Source organism: Pseudomonas sp. WS 5412 (genome assembly GCF_012985615.1).
Taxonomy (GTDB): Bacteria; Pseudomonadota; Gammaproteobacteria; order Pseudomonadales; family Pseudomonadaceae; genus Aquipseudomonas; species Aquipseudomonas shahriarae.
Map to the genome: position 1 here is coordinate 189376 of NZ_JAARMB010000011.1, position 14364 is coordinate 203739.

16 protein-coding genes are annotated in these 14364 nt (G+C 59.0%); 7 read left to right on the forward strand and 9 right to left on the reverse strand.

What is annotated here, in order from left to right:
• Positions 1-8: 8 nt before the first annotated feature.
• The 3 genes from trpD (at position 9) to HBR94_RS16650 (ending at position 2724) form a co-directional block, all read left to right on the forward strand.
• On the forward strand, positions 9-1058 hold the full coding sequence (gene trpD, locus HBR94_RS16640) for an anthranilate phosphoribosyltransferase (protein WP_032858515.1): 1050 nt from the start codon (positions 9-11) through the stop codon (positions 1056-1058).
• Positions 1055-1891 carry an indole-3-glycerol phosphate synthase TrpC gene (trpC, locus tag HBR94_RS16645; RefSeq protein WP_057440331.1) on the forward strand — a complete coding sequence of 279 codons (837 nt, stop codon included), beginning with the start codon at positions 1055-1057 and terminating at the stop codon, positions 1889-1891. Before trpD ends, trpC begins: the two co-directional genes overlap by 4 nt.
• Positions 1892-2028: 137 nt before the next feature.
• On the forward strand, positions 2029-2724 hold the full coding sequence (locus HBR94_RS16650; RefSeq protein ID WP_170045219.1) for a lipoate--protein ligase family protein: 696 nt from the start codon (positions 2029-2031) through the stop codon (positions 2722-2724).
• Here the strand turns inward: HBR94_RS16650 and crp are convergent.
• Positions 2721-3365 (reverse strand): cAMP-activated global transcriptional regulator CRP, encoded by a 645-nt coding sequence (gene crp, locus HBR94_RS16655; protein WP_057440333.1) that lies wholly within the window; start codon positions 3363-3365, stop codon positions 2721-2723. The genes HBR94_RS16650 and crp overlap by 4 nt on opposite strands.
• A gap of 233 nt (positions 3366-3598) precedes the next feature.
• On the opposite strand from crp, the gene HBR94_RS16660 reads away from it, so the two are divergent.
• Positions 3599-4021, forward strand: coding sequence for an OsmC family protein (locus HBR94_RS16660; RefSeq protein ID WP_005792019.1), 423 nt, complete (start codon positions 3599-3601; stop codon positions 4019-4021).
• A gap of 56 nt (positions 4022-4077) precedes the next feature.
• Here HBR94_RS16660 and coq7 read toward each other — a convergent pair whose 3' ends face one another.
• The 6 genes from coq7 to hemJ form a co-directional block, all read right to left on the reverse strand.
• Entirely contained in the window at positions 4078-4725 is a 648-nt protein-coding gene (gene coq7 / locus HBR94_RS16665; protein ID WP_029296753.1) for a 2-polyprenyl-3-methyl-6-methoxy-1,4-benzoquinone monooxygenase, read from the reverse strand.
• A 114-nt stretch (positions 4726-4839) separates the two neighbouring features.
• Positions 4840-5178 carry a histidine triad nucleotide-binding protein gene (locus tag HBR94_RS16670; RefSeq protein ID WP_032858506.1) on the reverse strand — a complete coding sequence of 113 codons (339 nt, stop codon included), beginning with the start codon at positions 5176-5178 and terminating at the stop codon, positions 4840-4842.
• Positions 5179-5224: 46 nt separating this feature from the next.
• Positions 5225-6010, reverse strand: a complete 786-nt coding sequence (locus HBR94_RS16675; protein WP_057440334.1) for an SDR family oxidoreductase — start codon at positions 6008-6010, stop codon at positions 5225-5227.
• A gap of 63 nt (positions 6011-6073) precedes the next feature.
• Positions 6074-7036 (reverse strand): DUF805 domain-containing protein, encoded by a 963-nt coding sequence (locus HBR94_RS16680; protein WP_057440335.1) that lies wholly within the window; start codon positions 7034-7036, stop codon positions 6074-6076.
• A gap of 69 nt (positions 7037-7105) precedes the next feature.
• Positions 7106-8068, reverse strand: coding sequence for a nitronate monooxygenase family protein (locus HBR94_RS16685; RefSeq protein WP_057440336.1), 963 nt, complete (start codon positions 8066-8068; stop codon positions 7106-7108).
• A gap of 35 nt (positions 8069-8103) precedes the next feature.
• Entirely contained in the window at positions 8104-8532 is a 429-nt protein-coding gene (hemJ, locus tag HBR94_RS16690; RefSeq protein WP_057440337.1) for a protoporphyrinogen oxidase HemJ, read from the reverse strand.
• A gap of 136 nt (positions 8533-8668) precedes the next feature.
• Between hemJ and argC the strand changes: the two genes are divergently transcribed.
• A complete protein-coding gene (gene argC / locus HBR94_RS16695; RefSeq protein WP_057440338.1) occupies positions 8669-9703 on the forward strand; it encodes an N-acetyl-gamma-glutamyl-phosphate reductase in 1035 nt (344 codons plus the stop codon).
• A 163-nt stretch (positions 9704-9866) separates the two neighbouring features.
• Positions 9867-10217, forward strand: coding sequence for an iron-sulfur cluster insertion protein ErpA (gene erpA / locus HBR94_RS16700; protein ID WP_003176443.1), 351 nt, complete (start codon positions 9867-9869; stop codon positions 10215-10217).
• 68 nt (positions 10218-10285) lie between these two features.
• Here erpA and HBR94_RS16705 read toward each other — a convergent pair whose 3' ends face one another.
• Positions 10286-11377: an anhydro-N-acetylmuramic acid kinase gene (locus HBR94_RS16705; protein ID WP_170045220.1), complete on the reverse strand. Its 1092-nt coding sequence runs from the start codon at positions 11375-11377 to the stop codon at positions 10286-10288.
• Between the two features lie 3 nt (positions 11378-11380).
• Entirely contained in the window at positions 11381-12793 is a 1413-nt protein-coding gene (locus HBR94_RS16710) for a peptidoglycan DD-metalloendopeptidase family protein (RefSeq protein ID WP_057440340.1), read from the reverse strand.
• 210 nt (positions 12794-13003) lie between these two features.
• Here HBR94_RS16710 and tyrS point away from each other — a divergent pair, with 210 nt between their 5' ends.
• A complete protein-coding gene (gene tyrS / locus HBR94_RS16715; RefSeq protein WP_090401836.1) occupies positions 13004-14203 on the forward strand; it encodes a tyrosine--tRNA ligase in 1200 nt (399 codons plus the stop codon).
• Positions 14204-14364 lie beyond the last annotated feature (161 nt).

Consider the following 14364-nt stretch of genomic DNA (forward strand, 5'->3'; position numbering starts at 1 on the left):
GACTTTCCATGGATATCAAGACTGCCCTGAGCCGTATCGTCGGCCATCTGGACCTGAGCACCGCTGAAATGAGCGATGTCATGCGCGAAATCATGACCGGCCAATGCACCGATGCGCAGATTGGCGCCTTTATGATGGCCATGCGCATGAAGAGCGAGAGCATCGACGAAATCGTCGGCGCCGTCTCGGTGATGCGTGAACTGGCGGACAAGGTCGAACTCAAGACCCTCGACGGCGTGGTCGATGTGGTCGGCACCGGCGGTGACGGTGCGAATATTTTCAACGTTTCGACGGCATCATCCTTTGTCGTAGCCGCTGCCGGCTGCACCGTGGCCAAGCACGGCAACCGCGCGGTATCGGGCAAGAGCGGCAGTGCCGATCTGCTGGAAGCGGCCGGGATCTACCTGAACCTGACCCCGGTGCAGGTGGCGCGCTGCATCGACAACGTCGGTATCGGCTTTATGTTTGCCCAGTCCCACCATGGGGCGATGAAACACGCCGCGGGCCCGCGCAAGGACCTTGGCCTGCGTACCCTGTTCAACATGCTTGGCCCGCTTACGAATCCGGCCGGTGTGAAGCATCAAGTGGTGGGCGTGTTCAGCCAGGCGCTGTGCCGGCCATTGGCCGAAGTCCTGCAGCGCCTGGGCAGCAAACACGTGCTAGTGGTGCACTCCAAGGATGGCCTGGACGAATTCAGCCTGGCGGCCCCAACCTTTGTGGCCGAGCTGAAGAACGATCAGGTCACCGAATATTGGGTCGAGCCAGAAGACCTCGGTATGAAGAGCCAGAGCCTGCATGGCCTGGCGGTAGAAAGCCCGGCGGCGTCCCTTGAATTGATTCGCGATGCCCTGGGGCGTCGCAAGACCGAGAACGGTCAGAAAGCGGCAGAGATGATTGTTCTGAATGCTGGCGCGGCACTTTATGCAGCCGATCACGCCTATAGTCTTACAGAAGGTGTCGCCTTGGCCCACGATGCGCTGCATACGGGTCTGGCTCGCGAAAAGCTCGAAGAGCTGGGAGCATTCACGGCCGTATTCAAGATGGAGAATGAAGGATGAGCGTGCCAACAGTTCTGGAAAACATCCTCGCCCGCAAAGTTGAAGAAGTGGCCGAACGCCGCGCACGGGTGAGCCTGGCCGAGTTGGAAAACCTGGCAAAAAGCGCCGATGCACCCCGCGGCTTTGCCAATGCCCTGATCACCCAGGCCAGGCTCAAGCAGCCAGCGGTGATCGCCGAGATCAAAAAGGCCTCGCCGAGCAAAGGCGTGATCCGCGAGAACTTCGTGCCGGCAGAGATTGCTGCCAGCTATGAGAAGGGCGGGGCAACTTGCCTTTCGGTGTTGACCGATATCGACTACTTCCAGGGTTCCGACGCTTACCTGCAACAAGCCCGCGCCGCGTGCAAGTTGCCGGTGATCCGCAAGGACTTCATGATCGACCCGTACCAGATCGTCGAGGCCCGGGCGTTGGGCGCGGATTGCGTGCTGCTGATCGTTTCGGCGCTGGACGACGTGCAGATGGCCGAGTTGGCGGCGGTTGCCAAAGGCGTGGGCCTGGATGTGCTGGTCGAGGTCCATGACGGTGACGAACTGGAGCGCGCGCTGAAAACCCTCGACACACGACTGGTTGGGGTCAACAACCGCAATCTGCACACCTTTGACGTCAACCTGGAAACCACCCTGGACCTGCTGCCGCGCATTCCTCGTGACCGCCTGGTGATTACCGAGAGCGGGATCGTCAACCGTGCGGATGTGGAGTTGATGGAAATCAGCGACGTGTATTCGTTCCTGGTCGGCGAGACCTTTATGCGTGCGGAGAATCCAGGGGCGGAGTTGCAGCGCCTGTTTTTCCCGGAGCGTGGTCTACCGATCAGTGGTTCGACACTGGATTGATGTGAAACGCGGACACTGTGGGAGCTGGCTTGCCTGCGATAGCATCACCTCGGTGCAACAGAGACACCGAGGCGACAGCATCGCCGGCAAGCCAGCTCCCACATTTTTTTGTGTTTATTCAGAAAGGCAGGTGTTCGATGATCCAACCCGTAGCGATGACCGTTGAAGCAGGCCTTGCCGCCGAGCAGGATTTGCTGGCCGCCGTCTGCGCGGGTGAACAATCCTTCGGCCTGCTGTTCTGGCAGCCCAGCGACCAGGCACTGGTGATGCCTCGCCGTCTGAGTCGTCTGCCCGCCTTTGACGCGGCCAGTCAGGTATCGGCCGCCCACGGTTGGCCGGTGTTGCTGCGGGAAACAGGAGGGGAGCCAGTGCCGCAGTCTGCGGCGACGGTGAATATCGCACTGGTCTACGCGCCGCCCCGTAGCGAGGGCGACCAGGGCCGCATCGAGACCGGCTACCTGCGCCTGTGCCAGCCCATTTGCGACTTGCTGACCGAGTTGGGCGGCGATGCCTCTGTGGGCGAAATCGACGGGGCCTTTTGCGATGGCCGCTATAACGTCAATCTCAACGGACGCAAGATGGTCGGTACTGCCCAGCGCTGGCGCCAGAGTGGCGGGCGCCCGGTAGGCCTGGTGCATGGCGCATTGTTGCTGGAGAACCATCGTGAGGAACTGATTGCAGCGGTCAATCGCTTCAATCAGGCGTGCGGCCTCGAGCAGCGGGTGCGTGCCGACAGCCATATCGCCTTGCATGAAGCCTTTGCTGCGCCGGATGCCATCAGCCGCCTCGACGGTTTATACCGGCAGATGCTGGCACAGGTGTTTGTGTACTAGCGAGTGCCGAACACCACCATCGTCTTGCCTTTGACGTGCACCAGGTTGCGCTCTTCCAGATCCTTGAGCACTCGACCGACCATCTCCCGTGAGCAACCGACAATCCGGCCGATTTCCTGGCGCGTAACCTTGATTTGCATGCCGTCTGGATGGGTCATGGCATCCGGCTGCTTGCACAGTTCCAGCAAGCAGCGGGCGACGCGCCCGGTGACGTCGAAGAACGCCAGGTCACCGACTTTGCGCGTGGTGTTGCGCAAGCGCTGGGCAATCTGGCCGCTCAGGGCATAAAGGATGTCCGGATCTTGTTGGGCCAGTTCGCGAAATTTCGCATAGCTGATTTCTGCGACCTCACACTCAATCTTCGCCCGCACCCAGGCGCTGCGCTCCTGTTCTTTCCCCGCTTGTTCAAACAGGCCCAGTTCACCGAAGAAATCACCGGTATTGAGATAGGCGATGATCATTTCGCGACCGTCGTCATCCTCGATCAGGATCGTGACCGAACCTTTGATAATGAAAAACAGGGTTTCCGAGCGTTCCCCGGCGCAGATGATGTTCTGCTTGGCCGGATAGCGTTGCCGCTGACAATGGGTCAGTAACTTATCGAGGTTCTTGATCTTGGGTATGGGGGTAATAGCAACCATGGTTGTATCCCGAAAAGACTGCACGGTGTGGTTGGGCTGGTATTTTTATAGAGCGGATCCATCCGGAGGATGGCAATGCGCCATAGATTTGGCGTCAGCTTAACAGACACATTCTGACTCGATCAGGGAATTTACCTATCAAAGTCTGCTGTTGAACGTATTTGGGCATAACACTGCGCTGGCGGGGGCCTGTGATAAGCTGGCGCCCCTTTTTTAGCAGTGGAGTCTGGGCGATGAAGGCACGCATCCAATGGGCGGGCGAAGCCATGTTCCTCGGTGAGTCGGGCAGTGGCCATGTGGTGGTCATGGATGGCCCGCCGGAAGCTGGTGGCCGCAATCTGGGTGTACGGCCCATGGAAATGCTCCTGCTCGGCGTGGGCGGTTGCAGCAACTTCGATGTGGTCAGCATTTTGAAGAAGTCGCGCCAGGCGGTGGAAAGCTGCGAAGCCTTTTTGGAAGCCGAGCGCGCGACTGAAGACCCGAAGGTGTTCACCAAGATCCATATGCATTTTGTAGTCAAGGGGCGTGCGCTGAAGGAAGCGCAGGTCAAGCGGGCCATCGAGCTGTCGGCGGAGAAGTACTGCTCGGCCTCGATCATGCTCGGCGCGGCAGGTGTGGCCATTACCCATGATTACGAGATCATTGAGTTGGGCTGATCGCAGGATTTTCTGACAAAAAGAAAGGGCGCTTTGCAAGCGCCCTTTTTTGCAGCTCAGATTCGGTAGGTGCTCTTGGTCATGACCTTGGCCATCAGGCTCATGCCAAACCTCACCGGCGCTGGGAAGCGGAAACCGCCGGCATCCAGCGCGCTTTCTGCGTGGTGTTCTTCGTCGATACGCATCTGCTCAAGAATCGCCCGGGACTTTTCATCCTCGGCCGGTAGTTGCTCCAGGTGCTCATCCAGGTGTTTGCACACCTGATGTTCGGTCGCGGCGACAAAACCCAGGCTGACCTTGTCGCTGATCAAGCCGGCAGCGGCGCCGATGCCAAACGACAGGCCATAAAACAGTGGGTTGAGCACACTGGGGTGGCTGCCCAATTGGCGGATACGTTGTTCACACCAGGCCAAGTGGTCGATTTCTTCCTCAGCCGCGTGCTCCATGGCCGCGCGTACTTGCGGCAGCTTGGCGGTCAGGGCCTGGCCCTGGTAGAGCGCCTGGGCACAGACTTCGCCGGTATGGTTGATGCGCATCAGGCCGGCGACATGACGGGTATCCGTTTCGCTCATTTGTGCTTCGGGTTGCACGATGGCAGGTGACGGGCGATACGGCTGGCCGCTGAAGGGCAGCAGTGTGCGCATGGCTGTGTCGGCCTGCAGCAACAGTCGGTCAATCGGCGAGTAGTGACGTTGGGTAGTCATGCTGACCTCCGGGAAAAATCTCGGCGGTCAGTTTACCGCAAGAGAGGGGCGTGCGTTTGCGCTGGGTCATGCTTCTTGCAGGAGCCGGCAAGCCGGCTCCTGCAATGGCGGGTTTCAGCCGGGTGGCCAGTTCATCTGGCGTTGACCCAGTACATGCATATGAATGTGATAGACGGTCTGGCCGCCATCTTCATTGCAGTTCATCACCACGCGAAAGCCTTTTTCACAGCCTTGTTCCACGGCCAGGCGCTGGGCGGTGAACAGGATGTGTCCAGCCAGGCCCTTGTCTTCTTCCGTCAGGTCGTTGAGGGTGCGGATCGGCTTTTTCGGAATCACCAGGAAATGCACGGGGGCCATTGGCGCAATATCGTGGAAGGCCAGGACCTGGTCATCCTCGTAGATAATCCTCGCGGGTATTTCTCTGTTGATGATCTTGGTGAACAGAGTATCCACAGCTGTTTCTCCATTATGAAAGTGCAGGGTGAGTGTACCCAGCAGGTCAACGCGGGCAATAGGCCTTGTTGATCGCGCCGGCAATCTTGCGGGTCAACCAGCGTGGGCTCAAGCGTGGGCTGAACGCCAGCCAGCGGTTACGGCGACCGGGAACAATGATCGCTTTGTTCTTTGCCAGGGCTCGTACGGTGTGCAGCGCCACTTCTTCCGGGCTCATCAGCTGCTGACGGTCCAGCTTGGCGGTGTCCATCTGTGCGGTGCCGAAGAAGGCAGTGCGGGTCGGGCCGGGACAGAGCACTGAGACCTTGATACCACAGCTTTTCAGCTCTTCGCGCAGACCTTCGGAGAAGTGCAGTACATAGGCCTTGCTGGCGTAGTAGGTACTCATCCATGGCCCCGGCTGGAAGGCCGCGACGGAGGCGACGTTAAGAATCTGCCCACCACCGTGCAAGGCCATGGAGTTACCCAGCGCATGGCACAGGCGGGTCAGGGCGAGGATGTTGACTTCGATCAGGTCCTGCTCGGTCATCCAGTCCTGGGCCAGGAATGGGCCGCTGGTGCCAATACCGGCACAGTTGACCAGCAAGTCGATCTGCCGCTCGCCTTCTTCCAGCTCCAGCAGGAACCCGGACAGGCGCAGTGGCTCGCCCAAGTCACAGGCGCGGAACAGCACCTCGACGCCAAAACGTTGGGTCAGCTCTATGGCAATACTTTCCAACTGATCACGCTGGCGGGCCACCAGAATCAAGCTGCGGCCGCGACGGGCCAGTGCTTCGGCCAAGGCCAGGCCGATGCCACTGGAGGCACCGGTGATCAGAGCGTAACGGGTCATGCATTTCTCCATCGCAACGCCACCGCGCCTGCGACAGATGCGTCACAGGCGTGGGGCGTTTCTTCATTCTTGCGGAGAGTCTACAGGTTCGGCCGCATCGTCAGCACTTTGCACATCTTCTTCACCGGCTATGACGCTCTGGTCAGCTTCTTCATCGGTGGACATGGAGCTGCTTTCGTAGCCACTGTCCACGCTGGTTTCGAGCTGGTCCAGGTAACCGCCCATGGCCAGCATCACTGCGGCGGCGAATATCAATGGGAGCATCGCCAGCCACAGGGTGGCCAGGACCTTTACTGCGGTCGAGTTGCGTGGCGGTGGTGCACCATATTGGTTGGCGCCTGCATTGCCGGGCAGCACGATCAACAGGATCGGGAAAATGCTGCCCACGATCGGCACCAGGTTCAGGAACCACAACCAGCCGGACCAGCCCAGGTCATGCAGGCGCTGCACGGTGATCAGGACGCTCATCCACACCGATGCCACGAGCAAGACCAGACCAAGCAGTGAACCAATGATGATCGCCGCAGTGGGAGATGCCGCGGCAATACCCACGCCCACGGTGAACAAGGCGCCCACGATGGCGAACAGCGCCAGGCTCAGGACCAGGGTCCAGGCCAGGAAACGCAGGCGCCCGATACGGCCGTTGACGGTGAACACGTTGAGGGTGGAAAACTCTGGAAGGTCGTCCCCCACGGCTGCGCGCGGTGGTGCATACGGCGAGGTGGCCGGGCGCGAAAAATCGGAGGCGCCGGAGTCGGTCTCGTGGGTTTCAGCCAGGTTGAAAGCCACAGGCTGTTCAGCTTCGATGCGCGCATCCACCCCGGCGTTTTTCAGGGCGGCCAGGTAGGTTTCGGCATCGGGGCGAGACAGGTCGCGCTTGAGGGCGACTGGACGCCCGGTGAAGAGCTTTTCGATCGCCTCGACTTCGCTTTTGAACAATTCGGCCAGGTTCAGCTTGGCGGTGGTGCTTTCGACACCCGGGAGCAAGGCTCCATCAAACACAATCTTGAAACGGTTGTCGCTCATGCAGGCATCCTTGTCACTTTTCAGGGGGGTAATGCTGGCCTGCCTCATTCGGCAGGCCAGGTGGGTGGGTCAGCGCGGCCAGCGCAATTGTGCTGCGTGCTCGCGCGCCTTGCGGTATTCGGCATCAAGGCGGGCAACCAGTTCATCGACACTGGGTAAATCGTCAATCTCACCGACGCCTTGGCCGGCGGACCATACGGTCTTCCAGGCTTTGGCCTCGTCGCTGAGTGGTTTGAGCTTGGAGCCAAAGTTGACTTCGCCCTTGCCTTGCAGGGCGGCGAGGTCGAAACCGGCGTTTTCCAGGCTCTGGCGCATAAAGCTTGCAGGCACTCCGGACACCGCCGGAGTGTGCACGATATCGGCTGCGCGCGATGTGAGCAGCATCTCTTTATAGGCATCGGGGGCGTGGCTTTCGGTGGTGGCGATAAAGCGCGTGCCGAAATACGCGAGATCAGCCCCGAGCAACTGCGCTGCGAGGATTTCGTGCCCATGGTTCAGGCAGCCGGCCAGCAACAGGGTCTTGTCGAAAAACTGGCGAATTTCGGCGACCAGCGAAAATGGGCTCCAAGTGCCGGCGTGGCCACCAGCCCCTGCCGCCACAGCGATCAGCCCATCGACCCCGGCTTCGGCGGCCTTTTCGGCATGGCGCCGAGTGGTGACGTCGTGGAACACCAGGCCGCCGTAGCTGTGTACGGCGTCTACCAATTCCTTGACCGCGCCCAGGCTGGTGATAACGATCGGCACCTTGTGCTCGACGCAAATCGCCAGGTCAGCCTCAAGGCGTGGGTTGCTGTGGTGCACGATCAGGTTGACCGCGTAGGGCGCAGGGTTGTCCAGCAGCGCCAGGCCCGCTTCGATTTCTTCCAGCCAGGCCTTGAAGCCACTGCTTTCACGCTGGTTGAGTGCCGGAAAGCTCCCGACCACGCCATTGCGGCAGCACGCCAGGACCAGTTGCGGATTGGAAATCAGGAACATCGGCGCAGCCACCACGGGCAGGCGCAGACGTTGTTCAAGCAAAGCGGGCAGCGACATTGGAAGTACCCCGGATTAAGTGCGGCTAAGTAGAGTTAGAACGGCTTGACGACGACCAAAATTACAATAGCCAGCAATATCAGAACCGGCACTTCATTGAACCAGCGATAAAAGACATGGCTGCGGGTGTTTTCGCCACGGGCAAAACGTTTTACCTGAGCGCCACACATATGGTGGTAACCGATCAGGATCACCACCAGGGTCAGCTTGGCGTGCATCCAGCCACCCTGGCTGAAGATGCTCGGGTTAAGGCTGATCAACCAGATGCCGAATACCAGCGTGGCGATCATCGACGGCAGCATGATGCCCTTGTACAGCTTGCGCTCCATGATGCAGAAGCGTTCCTGGCTGACGGCATCCTGGCTTTGTGCGTGGTAGACGAACAGGCGCGGCAGGTAAAACAGCCCGGCAAACCAGCAGACAATGCTGACGATATGGAAGGCTTTGAGCCATAGATAAAGCATTTTTAGTTATTCCCAGGTTCACGGTAACTGGAGATAGTAGAGGTTAGAGCGTGCGTACGTCACCTTGACGGTTGTCGCAGAACGATACGGCCCCTATTATCGACGGCTTTCCAGTGGGTTCGTTGAGGGCAGGTTTATGGTCAAGGTCGGTATCGTCGGCGGCACGGGTTACACTGGTGTCGAATTGCTGCGTCTGTTGGCTCAGCATCCGCAAGCTGAGGTAGTGGTCATTACCTCCCGATCCGAGGCCGGCCTGGCCGTTGCCGATATGTACCCCAACCTGCGTGGCCATTACGACGGCCTGGCGTTCAGCGTTCCGGATATAAAGACCCTGGGCGCCTGCGATGTGGTGTTTTTCGCGACCCCCCACGGTGTTGCCCATGCGTTGGCCGGCGAGCTGCTGGCCGCCGGGACCAAGGTCATTGACCTCTCGGCGGACTTCCGTTTGCAGGATGCCGATGAGTGGGCCAAGTGGTACGGTCAGCCCCATGGTGCTCCAGAGCTGCTTGAAGAGGCGGTGTACGGCTTGCCAGAGGTTAATCGTGAGCAGATCAAGCAGGCGCGTCTGATCGCCGTGCCGGGTTGCTATCCGACGGCTACGCAGCTGGGTTTCCTACCGCTGCTGGAAGCTGGTCTGGCGGACGCCTCGCGCCTGATTGCCGACTGCAAGTCGGGCGTCAGCGGCGCTGGTCGCGGTGCAGCAGTAGGCTCCTTGTACTCCGAGACCTCGGAAAGCATGAAGGCGTATGCCGTAAAGGGGCATCGCCATCTGCCGGAAATTCGCCAGGGGCTGCGGCGTGCGGCGGGCAGTGACGTCGGTCTGACGTTCGTGCCGCACCTGACCCCGATGATCCGTGGGATTCACTCGACACTGTATGCAACGGTCGTGGATCGCTCGGTGGATCTGCAGGCATTGTTTGAAAAGCGTTATGCCAATGAGCCGTTCGTCGATGTAATGCCTGCCGGTAGTCACCCGGAAACCCGCAGCGTGCGCGGTGCCAACGTGTGCCGGATTGCCGTGCATCGTCCGCAGGATGGCGACTTGGTGGTGGTGCTGTCGGTTATCGATAATCTGGTCAAGGGCGCGTCGGGCCAGGCTGTGCAGAACATGAACATCTTGTTCGGCCTTGATGAGAAGCTCGGCTTGTCCCACGCCGGCATGCTGCCTTAAGGCGTTGGCTGCTGTGCAAAAGGCCCGTTGATCGGGCCTTTCGTGTTTTTAAGGGGCGCCGGGCAGATTGATATACCGTAACAATAGTTGACCGCTTTTCTAGGAGAAGCGGATAATGGCGGTCATCACGCATATGGCGGCGCTACGCCGGGAGATTATCAGCATGAGCGTTGAATCCTTCACCCCCACGGCTTTGCAATTCACCCACGGTGCTGCGCACAAGGTGAAGAGCCTGGTCGATGAAGAGGGTAATGATCGCTTGAAGCTGCGCGTATTCGTTACGGGCGGCGGTTGTTCAGGGTTTCAGTATGGCTTCACCTTCGATGAAGATGTGGCTGACGACGACACCATTGTCGAGCGCGAAGGCGTAAGCCTGGTTGTGGATCCGATGAGCTTCCAGTACTTGGCAGGTGCCGAGGTGGACTACCAGGAAGGTTTGGAAGGCTCACGCTTTGTGATCAAGAACCCGAATGCCACCACGACGTGTGGTTGCGGTTCGTCTTTCTCGATCTGATCAGTAGCGGATTAAGCAAAACGCCGCTTGGCTCTTATGGGGCCAAGCGGCGTTTTGCTATCTGCGTTTCAGGCGGGGTAGATCGCGCCAAGTACACGAAGGCCGCGGGCGCCTGTCACGCTTGGACGGTTGGCGGCGATACCTTCCAGGCAGCAATGGGCCAGCCAGGCGAAGGCCATGGCTTCCACCCAGTCGGGGTCTACACCGTGGCTGGCGGTGCTGCTGACACGGGTGGTCGGTAGCATGGCGGCGAGGCGGTTCATCAGCGTCGAGTTATGGGCGCCACCGCCGCACACCAGCAGGGTTTCGGTTTGCGGCTGTGCGGTGTTCAACGACTCGACGATGGTCTGTACGGTCAGTTCCAGCAGCGTGGCCTGGATATCCTGGGCATTGAACGATGGTAGTCGACCGAGGTGGTGTTCCAGCCAAGGCAGGTTGAAGACTTCGCGCCCAGTGCTTTTCGGCCCCTTGGTCAGGAAGAAGGGGTCGCTGAGCAAAGCGTTAAGCAACTGTGGCTCGACCTTTCCCGTCGCGGCCCATTGGCCGTCGCGGTCAAAGTTTTCGCCCCGTTGCTGGTGAATCCAGGCGTCGAGCAGAACGTTGCCCGGGCCGCAGTCAAAACCCGCTACGGGTTTGCCGGTCTCGATCAGGCTCAGATTGCTGAAACCGCCGACATTCAGTACTGCGCGGTTGCCAGTAGCCTCGCCGAACAGCGCTTCGTGAAAGGCGGGCACCAGTGGTGCGCCCTGGCCGCCTGCGGCTACATCGCGGCTGCGAAAGTCGCTGACGACGGTTATTCCGGTCAGTTCGGTCAGTAGGGCGGGGTTGCCAATCTGCACGGTGAAACCGCGGGCGGGCTCGTGGCGAATGGTCTGCCCATGGCTGCCAATCGCACGGATGTCGTGGTAAGTGAGTTGCTGCTGCTCAAGCACGGCATGAATGCCCTGGGCTGCGAGCGTTACCCAGCTATGCTGGGCAATCGCCGAGCGTGCAATTTCATCCGGGCCACTGGCGCAAAGGCCCAGCAGCTCGGCGCGCAGGGATTCAGGCATGGGGATGTAATGTGTGGCGATCAACTTGACCGCCGTATCTTGCTCGATCAGCGCTATGTCCAGGCCATCAAGGCTGGTCCCGGACATGACACCTATATAGAGCGCCATCGCTTAGCGCTTCGCCGAAGCCAGCATGGTGGCGCGTTCCTGGTCCATGCGTGCCATCAGCGGTTGGCTTTGCTGAAGGAAGCGTGCGCGTTCGGCCTTGGCGATCGGGTCGGCCATCGGCAGCTTCTGGCCCAGGGGGTCGACGTGCACGCCGTTGACCTGGAACTCATAGTGCAGGTGCGGGCCGGTGGATAGGCCGGTGGTGCCGATATAGCCAATCACTTGGCCTTGCTTGACGTTGCCGCCGGTCTTCACGCCTTTGGCAAAGCCTTGCATGTGCCCATAAAGCGTACGGTAGCTGTTGCCGTGCTGGATGATAACGGTGTTGCCGTAGCCACCACGGCGCCCGGCCAGCAGTACCTTGCCGTCGCCGGCCGCTTTGATCGGCGTGCCGCGCGGTGCTGCATAGTCCACGCCTTTGTGGGCACGGATTTTGTTCAGAATTGGATGCTTGCGACCCATGGAGAAACGCGAGCTAATACGGGCGAAGTCAACTGGAGTACGGATGAAGGCCTTGCGCATGCTATTGCCGTCGGCGGTGTAGTAGCTGCTATTGCCCTGTTTATTTGTGTAACGCACGGCAGTGTAGGTCTTGCCGCGGTTGGTGAAGCGCGCCGAGAGGATATTGCCGGTGCCGACAACCTTGCCGTTAGCCACCTTTTGCTCGTAGATCACATCGAATTCGTCACCCTGGCGAATATCCTGAGCGAAGTCGATGTCGTAGCCAAATACGCTGGCCATGTCCATGGTCATGCTATGGGACAGGCCTGCGCGAGCTGCCGACTGGGACAGCGAGCTATTGATCACGCCATGAATGTAGGCGGAGCGCATCACCGGCTTGGTGGTCACGCGATTGAAGGCAAAGCCCTTGGCGCCCCGGGTCAGGGTGATGCTTTCGAGGTCGTTGAGATTGGTGTGCAGGGTGGTCAGTTGGCCTTCAGGATTCAGCTCGAACTCAAGCTTCTGGCCACGCTTGAGCTGGGTGAATTGCTTGGCTTGCTTATCGCTGGCCAGCACATCGCTAACGGTGGTGGCGGGTAGTCCGACCTTTTCGAATAACGTCGACAGCGTATCACCTTTGGCCACGATCACTTCGCGATGCTCGGGGCCTTTCGCTACCTGGGCTGCAGGCGCTGCCTGAGCGGTTTGTTTGGTGTCGTCTGCGCTTTCTTCAATCTGCGCAAATGGTGACTCTGCGCTCGCGGTTGTGGCTTGTTGTGCGTCAGAAGCGTCTTGATCTTGTGTCAGTTGTTCAACCGGACTCTCCAAGTCAAGACTCAGGGTCGTTCGTTTGGCTTCTACGTCGCTGGAAGGGAATACCAGGAGTGCCAGGCTGAGAAGGGCGGCGATACCACTTGCGGCGAGCAGGTGGGTCTTCGGGTAAAGCGGTGGCGCTTTAGACGGTTCAGTGGTCATAGGTAATTTTGACTTTGAAAAGGTGAAATGGAAAAGATGAATGACATGATGAAGATGAAATAACTGTATAAAATATAACCAAATCATCTGTGGCGCAAGCTTGCGAATGCCGGGCTCGCCGAATGGTGTCCGTTTGCAGGGCAAAACTTGTAATTAGTCCCTGATCTTGTATGGTTGGTTCCCTTTGAATCTGAGCCTTGCGGGTCTGTTATGAAGTCGGTTGAAGAGCAGCTAGCGCTGATCAAACGTGGTGCGGAAGAACTGTTGGTCGAGGCCGAGCTGATTGAAAAGCTCAAGCGTGGCCAACCCCTGCGTATTAAGGCCGGCTTTGATCCGACGGCACCGGATCTGCACCTGGGTCACACCGTGCTTATTAATAAGCTGCGCCAGTTCCAGGAGTTGGGGCATCAGGTGATCTTCCTTATAGGTGATTTCACCGGGATGATCGGTGATCCGAGTGGTAAGAGTGCCACGCGCCCGCCGCTGACTCGTGAGCAGGTTCTTGATAATGCCGAGACCTACAAGACCCAGGTCTTCAAGATTCTCGATCCTGCCAAGACCGAAGTGGCGTTCAACTCCACCTGGATGGATCAGATGGGGCCGGCGGATTTCATTCGCCTGACATCCCAGTACACCGTTGCGCGGATGCTTGAGCGTGATGACTTCGATAAGCGCTACTCCACCAATCAGCCTATTGCGATACACGAGTTCCTATACCCGTTGGTTCAAGGGTATGACTCGGTAGCGTTGCGGGCGGACGTTGAGCTGGGCGGTACTGATCAGAAGTTCAACCTGTTGATGGGGCGTGAGCTGCAGCGTGCGTATGGCCAGGAGGCTCAGTGCATTCTGACTATGCCGTTGCTGGAAGGCTTGGATGGCGTCAAGAAGATGTCCAAGTCACTGGGCAACTACGTCGGTATCCAGGAAGCGCCGGGGGTGATGTACGGCAAGTTGGTTTCTATCCCTGATGCGCTGATGTGGCGTTATTTCGAGCTGTTGAGCTTCCGCTCAATGGATGAGATCAACGCGTTGCGTGCTGACGTGGAGGCGGGTGCGAATCCTCGGGACGTCAAGATCAAGCTGGCGGAAGAGATTGTTGCGCGTTTCCATGGCGAGGAGGCTGCGGCCAGTGCTCACCGTGCGGCGGGCAATCGTATGAAGGATGGCGAGCTGCCGGATGATCTGCCTGAGATCGAATTGACTGCTAGTGAGGCGATGCCGATTGCGGCCGTCCTTAATAAGGCGGGCCTGGTGAAGAACTCGGCGGTTGCACGTGACCTTCTGGGTTCCGGTGGTGTGCGTATAGATGGTGAGGTTGTCGATCGCACCTTTATATACGAGCTGGGTGCGACCCACGTTTGCCAGGCCGGCAAGAAGGCATTTGCGCGTATTACGCTTAAATCCGAATAAACCTGAAATTAACTGTTGACGGCGATTTATATCTGTCTATAATTCGCCCCACTTCCGGCGCAGTCGAAACGGAAAACTCCTTGGTAAACAAAGAGTTACGCAGAATTCGACAGCGAGTTGCTTCAGTTCATCGAAGCCCAGAAGGAGTTGGTAGAGCAGTG

Coding starts and splice junctions, on each gene's coding strand:
- HBR94_RS16660 (WP_005792019.1), top strand. CDS start 3,599: ATGAAGGCACGCATCCAATGGGCGGGCGAAGCCATGTTCCTCGGTGAG.
- trpD (WP_032858515.1), top strand. CDS start 9: ATGGATATCAAGACTGCCCTGAGCCGTATCGTCGGCCATCTGGACCTG.
- crp (WP_057440333.1), bottom strand. CDS start 3,365: ATGGTTGCTATTACCCCCATACCCAAGATCAAGAACCTCGATAAGTTA.
- HBR94_RS16710 (WP_057440340.1), bottom strand. CDS start 12,793: ATGACCACTGAACCGTCTAAAGCGCCACCGCTTTACCCGAAGACCCAC.
- HBR94_RS16685 (WP_057440336.1), bottom strand. CDS start 8,068: ATGTCGCTGCCCGCTTTGCTTGAACAACGTCTGCGCCTGCCCGTGGTG.
- tyrS (WP_090401836.1), top strand. CDS start 13,004: ATGAAGTCGGTTGAAGAGCAGCTAGCGCTGATCAAACGTGGTGCGGAA.
- argC (WP_057440338.1), top strand. CDS start 8,669: ATGGTCAAGGTCGGTATCGTCGGCGGCACGGGTTACACTGGTGTCGAA.
- HBR94_RS16650 (WP_170045219.1), top strand. CDS start 2,029: ATGATCCAACCCGTAGCGATGACCGTTGAAGCAGGCCTTGCCGCCGAG.
- HBR94_RS16705 (WP_170045220.1), bottom strand. CDS start 11,377: ATGGCGCTCTATATAGGTGTCATGTCCGGGACCAGCCTTGATGGCCTG.
- trpC (WP_057440331.1), top strand. CDS start 1,055: ATGAGCGTGCCAACAGTTCTGGAAAACATCCTCGCCCGCAAAGTTGAA.
- HBR94_RS16675 (WP_057440334.1), bottom strand. CDS start 6,010: ATGACCCGTTACGCTCTGATCACCGGTGCCTCCAGTGGCATCGGCCTG.
- erpA (WP_003176443.1), top strand. CDS start 9,867: ATGAGCGTTGAATCCTTCACCCCCACGGCTTTGCAATTCACCCACGGT.
- hemJ (WP_057440337.1), bottom strand. CDS start 8,532: ATGCTTTATCTATGGCTCAAAGCCTTCCATATCGTCAGCATTGTCTGC.
- HBR94_RS16680 (WP_057440335.1), bottom strand. CDS start 7,036: ATGAGCGACAACCGTTTCAAGATTGTGTTTGATGGAGCCTTGCTCCCG.
- coq7 (WP_029296753.1), bottom strand. CDS start 4,725: ATGACTACCCAACGTCACTACTCGCCGATTGACCGACTGTTGCTGCAG.